At 65.9% G+C, this 6,000-nt stretch carries 6 protein-coding genes; 4 read left to right on the top strand and 2 right to left on the bottom strand.

The genetic code is table 11. The features are described from left to right. Positions 1-106 precede the first annotated feature (106 nt). From C167_RS0105615 to C167_RS0105600, 4 genes are all read left to right on the top strand, one after another. A complete protein-coding gene (locus C167_RS0105615; protein WP_017517281.1) occupies positions 107-1,126 on the top strand; it encodes an ABC transporter ATP-binding protein in 1,020 nt (339 codons plus the stop codon). Next, positions 1,123-2,034, top strand: a complete 912-nt coding sequence (locus C167_RS0105610) for an ABC transporter permease (protein WP_017517280.1) — start codon at positions 1,123-1,125, stop codon at positions 2,032-2,034. Before C167_RS0105615 ends, C167_RS0105610 begins: the two co-directional genes overlap by 4 nt. Then, positions 2,024-2,845 (top strand): ABC transporter permease, encoded by an 822-nt coding sequence (locus C167_RS0105605; protein WP_017517279.1) that lies wholly within the window; start codon positions 2,024-2,026, stop codon positions 2,843-2,845. Before C167_RS0105610 ends, C167_RS0105605 begins: the two co-directional genes overlap by 11 nt. Positions 2,846-3,002: 157 nt before the next feature. Beyond that, positions 3,003-4,427, top strand: coding sequence for a gamma-aminobutyraldehyde dehydrogenase (locus C167_RS0105600; protein WP_017517278.1), 1,425 nt, complete (start codon positions 3,003-3,005; stop codon positions 4,425-4,427). Positions 4,428-4,550: 123 nt separating this feature from the next. On the opposite strand, the gene C167_RS0105595 is transcribed toward C167_RS0105600, so the two are convergent. Beyond that, positions 4,551-5,255 carry a type 1 glutamine amidotransferase gene (locus C167_RS0105595; protein WP_017517277.1) on the bottom strand — a complete coding sequence of 235 codons (705 nt, stop codon included), beginning with the start codon at positions 5,253-5,255 and terminating at the stop codon, positions 4,551-4,553. A 213-nt stretch (positions 5,256-5,468) separates the two neighbouring features. Then, positions 5,469-5,807 (bottom strand): ribonuclease E inhibitor RraB, encoded by a 339-nt coding sequence (locus C167_RS0105590; protein WP_017517276.1) that lies wholly within the window; start codon positions 5,805-5,807, stop codon positions 5,469-5,471. Positions 5,808-6,000: the final 193 nt, after the last annotated feature.

Genomic DNA, 6,000 nt, shown 5'->3' with positions numbered 1-6,000 from the left:
GTTCGCGAGCAAGCTCGCTCCTACCAAGGGCATGTCCTTCCCGAGCGCCCTTCCCCCCATGCGCTACCTTTTCTGATGCAGCCCCGCCCTTCAGGTAGCCAGCAGCATGACCACAGCCGTCCAGTTCACCGACGTCAGCCGTCACTACGGCGAGGTGCGCGCCGTCGATGCGGTGTCCATCGAGATCCGTGACGGCGAGTTCTTCTCCATGCTCGGCCCGTCCGGCTCAGGCAAGACCACCTGCCTGCGCCTGATCGCCGGCTTCGAGCAGCCCACCTCCGGCTCCATCCGCATCCATGGCGCCGAGGCGGCTGGCCTGCCGCCCTACGAGCGCGACGTCAACACGGTGTTCCAGGACTACGCGCTGTTCCCGCACATGAACGTGCTGGACAACGTCGCCTACGGACTGAAGGTAAAAGGCGTGGCCAAGGCCGAACGCTACCACCGCGCGGAAGAGGCCCTGGGCATGGTCGCCCTGGCCGGATACGGCAAGCGCAAGCCGGCGCAGCTCTCCGGCGGCCAGCGCCAGCGCGTGGCCCTGGCCCGCGCGCTGGTCAATCGCCCGCGCGTGCTGCTGCTGGACGAACCCCTCGGCGCCCTGGACCTGAAGCTGCGCGAGCAGATGCAGGTGGAACTGAAGAAGCTGCAGCGCCAGCTGGGCATCACCTTCATCTTCGTCACCCACGACCAGGGCGAGGCACTGTCCATGTCCGACCGCGTGGCGGTGTTCAACAAGGGCCGCATCGAGCAGGTCGACACCCCGCGCAACCTCTACATGAAGCCAGCCACGCGCTTCGTCGCCGAGTTCGTCGGCACCGCCAACGTGCTGCGCGGGGACCTGGCCCAGCGCCTGCTAGGCGAGGCCCGGCCGCACTCGCTGCGCCCCGAACACGTGCGCTTCGGCCGTGCCGGCGAGGGCGAACTGGAAGTCAGCGGCACCCTGTTCGACGTGCAGTACATGGGCGCCAGCAGCCGCTACGAGATCGAACTGGACAACGGCGGCCGCCTGGTCGCCGCGCTGCCCAACGGCGAACGCGAGGAACGCCGGCCGCAACCGGGCGAGCCGGTCACCGCCTGCTGGGCACGCAGCGCGCTGGTGCCGTTGCTGGAGGAACCGGCGCCATGAGCCCGATGCGCGGCATCTCCAGCTTCCTCTACCGACGCAGCACGCTGTACCTGCTGATGCTGCTGATACCGCCGCTGCTGTGGTTCGGGGTGATCTACATCGGCTCGCTGTTCGCCCTGCTCTGGCAGAGCTTCTACACCTTCGACGACTTCACCATGGCGGTGACGCCGGAGCTGACCCTGGCCAACTACCAGGCGCTGTTCAACCCGGCCAACTACGACATCGTCCTGCGCACCTTCAGCATGGCGATTGCCGTGTCGGTGGCCAGCGCCATCCTTGCCTTCCCCATCGCCTACTACATGGCGCGCTATGCCGGGCCCAAGGAGAAGGCCTTCTTCTACATCGCGGTGATGCTGCCGATGTGGGCCAGCTACATCGTCAAGGCCTACGCCTGGACGGTGATCCTGGCCAAGGGCGGCATCCTCTACTGGGTGATCGAGCGCCTGCACCTGCTCGGCGCGCTGGGCCTGCTGCTGGACGTGCCCGGCGTGGGCGGCAACACCCTGTCCACCTCGCACATCGGGCGTTTCTGGGTGTTCACCTACATCTGGCTGCCGTTCATGATCCTGCCGATCCAGGCCTCCCTGGAGCGCCTGCCGCCGTCGCTGCTGCAGGCCTCGGCGGACCTCGGCGCGCACCCGCGGCAGACGTTCTTCCAGGTGGTGCTACCACTCGCCTTCCCCGGCGTGGTGGCCGGCTCGATCTTCACCTTCAGCCTGACCCTGGGCGACTTCATCATTCCTCAACTGGTGGGCCCCAGTGGGCTGTTCATCGGCACCATGGTCTACGTGCAACAGGGCGCGATCGGCAACATGCCCCTGGCGGCGGCCTTCACCCTGGTGCCCATCGTGCTGATCGCCGTCTACCTGTCCATCGCCAAGCGACTGGGGGCCTTCGATGCGCTCTGACGCCCGATCCACCGACCGCCCCTCCTGGCTCCTGCGCCTGGCGGCCTGGGGCGGGCTGGTGTTCCTGCATTTCCCGATCCTGGTGATCCTGCTGTACGCCTTCAACACCGAGGAGTCGGCCTATAGCTTCCCACTGCAGGGCTTCACCCTGAAGTGGTTCAGCATCGCCTTCGGGCGCGGCGACGTGCTCGACGCCATCTGGCTGTCGGTGAAGATCGCCTGCGTGGCCACGCTGATCGCCATGGTCCTCGGCACCCTGGCCGCCGGCGCGCTGTACCGCCGCGACTTCTTCGGCAAGGAAAGCATCTCGCTGATGCTGATCCTGCCCATCGCCCTGCCTGGCATCATCACCGGTATCGCCCTGCTCTCGGCATTCAAGACGCTGGGGATCGAGCCAGGTTTCCTGACCATCGTCATCGGCCACGCCACCTTCTGCGTGGTGATCGTCTACAACAACGTCATCGCGCGCTTCCGCCGCACGTCCTTCAGCCTGATCGAGGCGAGCATGGACCTGGGCGCCGACGGCTGGCAGACCTTCCGCTACATCATCCTGCCGAACATCGCCACGGCGCTGCTGGCCGGCGGCATGCTGGCCTTCGCCCTGTCGTTCGACGAGATCATCGTCACCACCTTCACCGCCGGCCACGAGCGCACCCTGCCGCTGTGGTTGCTCAACCAGTTGAGCCGCCCGCGCGACGTGCCGGTCACCAACGTGGTGGCGATGCTGGTGATGCTCGCCACCATGCTGCCGATCCTCGGCGCGTACTACCTGACGCGCGGGACCAGTGATGTGGCGGGGAGCGGGAAATGACCGTGTGCCATGCGCCCCCTCCCTAGCCCTCCCCCTGAAGGGAGAGGGAGTTGTCCGCGCAGGAGGAAACCACGGTTTCAGCCGGCACGGACAACTCCCTTTCTCTTCAGGGAGAGGGCTGGGGAGAGGGAAACCCACTCAAGAAAAGGAGCCCGAAATGCAAACCAAACTCCTGATCAACGGCCAGTTCGTCGCCGGCGAAGGCGCAAAGCTGGACATCCTCAACCCCGCCACCGGCGAAGTGCTCGGCCAGGTCGCCGAAGCCAGCGAAGCCCAGGTGGACAGCGCTGTGCGCGCCGCCGATGCGGCCTTCGACGGCTGGTCGCAGACCGCGCCGAAAGACCGCGCCCTGCTCCTGCTGCGCCTGGCCGACCGCATCGAGGAACACGGCGAGGAGCTGGCCCGGCTGGAGTCGGACAACTGTGGCAAACCTTATGCTGCCGCGTTGAACGATGAGATCCCGGCCATCGCCGACGTGTTCCGCTTCTTCGCCGGCGCCTGTCGTGTGCTGCCCGGTTCCGCCGCTGGCGAGTACCTGCCCGGCTTCACCTCGATGATCCGCCGCGACCCGGTGGGCGTTGTCGCCTCCATAGCGCCGTGGAACTACCCGCTGATGATGGCCGCATGGAAACTCGGCCCCGCTCTGGCCGCCGGGAACTGCGTGGTGCTCAAACCTTCCGAGCAGACGCCGCTCACGGCCCTGCGGGTGGCCGAATTCATTGCCGAGCTGTTCCCCGCCGGCGTGGTCAACCTGGTGTGCGGCCGCGGCCCGAGCGTAGGTGCGCCGCTGGTGAGCCACGATCTGGTGCGCATGGTCTCGCTGACCGGCTCCATAGGCACCGGCAAGGCCATCATCAAGAGCGCCGCCGAAAGCGTGAAGCGCCTGCATATGGAGTTGGGCGGCAAGGCTCCGGTGATCGTCTTCGACGACGCCGACCTGGAAGATGTGATCGCCGGTATCCGTACCTTCGGCTTCTACAACGCCGGGCAGGACTGCACCGCGGCCTGTCGCATCTATGCCGGCAAGAAAATCTACGACAACTTCGTCGCCGACCTCGCCAGCGCGGTTTCGAGCCTCAAGACGGGTCTGCAGGACGACCCCGACACCGAACTCGGCCCGCTGATCACCGCCGCCCAGCGCGACCGCGTGTCCGGATTCGTCGAGCGCGCCAAGGCCAGCCCGCACATCCAGATCGCCACCGGCGGCAAGGTGGTCAGCGGCAACGGCTTCTTCTACGAACCCACCGTGGTGGCCAACGCCCAGCAGGATGACGAGATCGTCCGCCGCGAAGTGTTCGGCCCGGTGGTGTCGGTGACGCCATTCAGCGATGCCGACGAGGCGGTGCGCTGGGCAAACGACTCCGACTATGGCCTTGCCTCGTCGGTGTGGACCCGGGATGTCGGCCGCGCCTCACGGGTGGCGGCGCGCCTGCAATACGGCTGCACCTGGGTAAACACCCACTTCATGCTGTGCAGCGAGATGCCCCATGGCGGCTTCAAGCAGTCCGGCTACGGCAAGGACCTGTCCATGTACGGCCTGGAGGACTACACCGTGGCGCGGCACATCATGTTCAAGCACTGAGCGCACGGACGTGCATTACCTGTAGGAGCGAGCTTGCTCGCGAACCCCAGCCCCGCAGCGGGGTTTGTTCGCGAGCAAGCTCGCTCCTGCGAAGAACAACCAGTCCGGCACGGACTCACGGAATCAGACCAGCCCGGCCAGCGTCAGCCAGTGCTGGTAGAACCCTTCCGCCACGCGGTTCATCGCAGCCACCTTCTGCGGCAGGTCGGCCAGCATCGACTCCGCGCTTTCCTGGCTGGGCTGGCTGGGGTCCTGGTACTCCGGGAAGCCATTGACCCAGCCGCTGACCAGCTCCTCGGTCATCTCCGGGTGGCCCTGCAGGCCGAGGATGCGTTCGCCGAAGCTGAAGCCCTGGTTCTCGCACCAGGGGCTGGACAGCAGGCGGGTGGCGCCTTCGGGAATGTCGAAGGTATCGCCGTGCCACTGGTAGATCGGGAACTCCTCGGGCAGGTGCGCCAGCCAGCGGCTTTGCGTTTCCTGGCGACGCATCGGCTGCCAGCCCATCTCGGTGAACGGCAGGCGATGAATGTCGGCGCCCAGTGCCTTGGCCAGCAGCTGGCCGCCCAGGCAATGGCCGATCATCGGCACGTCGCGCTCGATGAAGCGGCGGATCGCGGCGATCTCATCGCGCAGCCATTGCAGGTCATCATTCACGCTCATGGGCCCGCCCATGATGGCGACGGCTTTCGGCCGCTCCAGGTCGTAGCCTTCCAGCTCGCCCAAATCGACGCGGCGTACGTCGAATGGCAATTGCAGACGGTCGAGCAGCGCGCCCAGGTGGCCGGGCGGGCAGAAATCGACGTGGGTCAGGATCAGGATATCGGTCATGGTCACCTCCGCGCGGCAGTCTGCCGCATCGGTGACTCTGGGGGAACCTGGCGTGTCCGCAAGCTCGTGCTTGCACGGTTGCCGCGCTGCCCCCTTTGCCGGGCGAAGAAAGGCGCGCCGTCACTGGCGACGGCGCGCATTTTCCTTTTTCGCGATTGAGAAGACGCGGGTAGAAGATCGACCGTCGGCAGACGGCTCAACGATGTGTTGCGCTCAACGCAGGGAGGTGACCTCCTGGGTCACACCCCATCCATCGAGCGTACCGCCCAGTGGCACCACGACTTCCTCAAGGTCGTGTTCGAAATCGCCGATGGCGGCATGGGTGGCGAACATCACCTTGCTGATCTGCAGGTTCCAGCCGCCGTCATCGCGTGCCTCGACCTGCGTTCTCAGCGACTCTCCGCGAAACTGCCGGGCAGCTTGGCGGGCGTTCTGTTCATCGGAAAAGATGGCGAAAAAATCGATGGGATGAATGCGAGCGAAATCGAAGCCACCTTCCTTCATCCGGCGCAACACGTTGACGCTGATATCCTCCGAGAGGGGCTTTTCCATGGTACGCACCTCCTTTCGAGACGTTCAGAGTGTATTCCCCGCCAACGAACACGCCCTGGGCGGGCGCGTTCCGGGCACTTGAGTGTGCCGCCAGGAAACGTCAAATCACGTAACGTCCCCCGAAATGGTGGCCAACTCCGCCGAACGCGACGAATGGCGCCGCGGAAATGTCCCGGCCACATTTCTCAGAGTA

This window comes from Pseudomonas nitroreducens TX1, assembly GCF_000313755.1.
In the GTDB taxonomy this organism is placed as follows: Bacteria; Pseudomonadota; Gammaproteobacteria; order Pseudomonadales; family Pseudomonadaceae; genus Pseudomonas; species Pseudomonas nitroreducens_A.
The sequence above is the reverse complement of the archived record's forward strand: the minus strand, read 5'-3'. Positions and strand labels throughout refer to the sequence as shown.